Raw genomic sequence first — 1945 nt, forward strand, 5'->3', positions numbered from 1 at the left:
CGTGGGCGACGGGCTGGAGAAGGTCCGGGACGCCCGGGACGGGGCCGCGGAGCCAGGCCTCGAGGTCGGGAACAGAGGGCCGGGTCATGAGCGACGAGCGAGCGCGCCTCGAGTCTAGCGATCGGCCTCTGGGTGCGTCGGAACGTCGAGCAGCAAACGCGACGTTCACGCCCACTCCACACCCGGACCCATGAACAACGACGTCTCCATCCCCAACGTCACGCTCCCACAGTTCGTCCTCGAGGACGCTGCCGCCCGCGGCGACAAGCCGGCGATCATCGACGGCCCCAGCGGTCGGACGCTGAGCTACGAGGCCCTAGCGAGCGGAGTGGACCGCGTCGCCGGGAGCCTCGTCGCCCGCGGGTTCGCGCCGGGCGACGTGTTCGGCATCCTGAGCCCGAACCTCCCCGAGTTTCCCGTCGCCTTCCACGGCGCGCTCCGCGCCGGCGGCGTCGCCACGACGATGAACCCGCTGTCGTCAGCCGACGAGCTCGCCCATCAGCTGTCCGACTCGAAGGCCCGCTACTTGCTGACCGTCCCGCCGCTGGTCGAGACCGCCCTCGAGGCCGCCGACCGCTCGGGCGTCGAGGAGGTGTTCGTGTTCGGTCAGTCCGACGTCGCGACGCCGTTCGCCGAGTTGATGGCCGGCAGCGCCCCGCCCGCTCCCTCGATCGACCCCGCGACGGCGCTCGCTGCGTTGCCGTACTCGTCTGGCACGACGGGCCTGCCCAAGGGCGTCATGCTGACGCACCGGAACCTGGTCGCCAACGTGCTCCAGTTCGACGCCGTCGACGATGCCGACCCGGACGACGTCCTGATCGCCGTGCTGCCGTTCTTCCACATCTACGGCATGACGTTGCTGGTCAACGCCGCACTCCGCAACGGCCAGACGGTCGTGTCGATGCCTCGGTTCGACCTCGAGGCGTTCCTCCAGCTGATGCAGGACCACCGCGTCAACAAGGCGTTCCTGGTCCCGCCGATCCTGGTCGCGCTCGCCAAGCACCCGCTCATCGACCAGTACGACCTGTCCGCCCTCACGCGGATCGTGTCCGGCGCGGCGCCCCTGGGCGACGACCTGGCGGCGGCGGTTCAGCAGCGGCTTGGCTGCGAGGTCAAGCAGGGATTCGGCATGACCGAGGCCAGCCCCGTGACCCACTTCGTTCCAGCCAAACGGGCCGGGTGGACCAAGTACGGCTCGGTCGGCCCGGCCGTGCCCGGCGTCGAGTCCCGGCTGGTCAGCGTCGAGACGGGCGAGGACGTCCTCGAGGGCGAGCGCGGCGAGCTGTGGGTCCGCGGCCCCAACGTGATGATGGGGTACCTCGGCAACGACGAAGCGACGGCCCACACCCTAGACGCCGACGGCTGGCTCCACACCGGCGACGTGGCCACGGTCGACGCCGACGGCGACTTCTGGATCGTGGACCGGGTCAAAGAGCTCATCAAATACAAGGGGTACCAGGTGCCCCCGGCAGAACTCGAGGCCCTGCTCTTGTCCCACGACGCCATCGCCGACGCGGCCGTCATCCCTGTCTTGGACGAGGAAGCCGGCGAGATCCCCAAGGCCTACGTCGTCCGCAAGCCCGACCACGAGCTCAGCGCCGACGACGTGAAAGCGTTCGTGGCCGAGTACGTCGCGCCGTACAAGAAGGTCCGCCAGGTGGCCTTCGTCGACGCGATTCCGAAGTCCGCCTCGGGCAAGATTCTACGCCGCGTGCTGGTCGAGCAGGACCGGTCCTGAGGATCGCCCTCGAGTCGCCTACAGGACGCTCCACGACGCCGGACGCTCTCGGTCCACGAGCGACGCCGCCAGACGCAGCAGCCGCGCCTGCTCGGGCCAGATCAACTTCCCCGCCGCGTTCTGGGCCGGGAGCCACAGCCACGCGTCGTGCTCGGCGTCGAGGACGGGGTCGCCCTCGACCTCGACGGCGAACGCGGGCGCCTGCAC

General features: G+C 70.0%; 1 protein-coding gene and 1 pseudogene. One reads left to right on the forward strand and one right to left on the reverse strand.

Features of this window, described 5'->3' with window-relative positions; genetic code table 11:
• Positions 1–190 precede the first annotated feature (190 nt).
• On the forward strand, positions 191–1738 hold the full coding sequence (locus tag WBA11_RS13040) for a 4-coumarate--CoA ligase family protein (protein ID WP_424521110.1): 1548 nt from the start codon (positions 191–193) through the stop codon (positions 1736–1738).
• 18 nt (positions 1739–1756) lie between these two features.
• Here WBA11_RS13040 and WBA11_RS13045 read toward each other — a convergent pair.
• Positions 1757–1945, reverse strand: a pseudogene (locus WBA11_RS13045) (hypothetical protein); the annotation flags it as partial.

It is taken from the genome of Rubrivirga sp., assembly GCF_049648075.1.
Classification (GTDB): Bacteria; Bacteroidota; Rhodothermia; order Rhodothermales; family Rubricoccaceae; genus Rubrivirga.

Bases quoted from the DNA above. Each gene is read 5' to 3' on its own strand.
- WBA11_RS13040 (WP_424521110.1), top strand. From the start codon at position 191: ATGAACAACGACGTCTCCATCCCCAACGTCACGCTCCCACAGTTCGTC.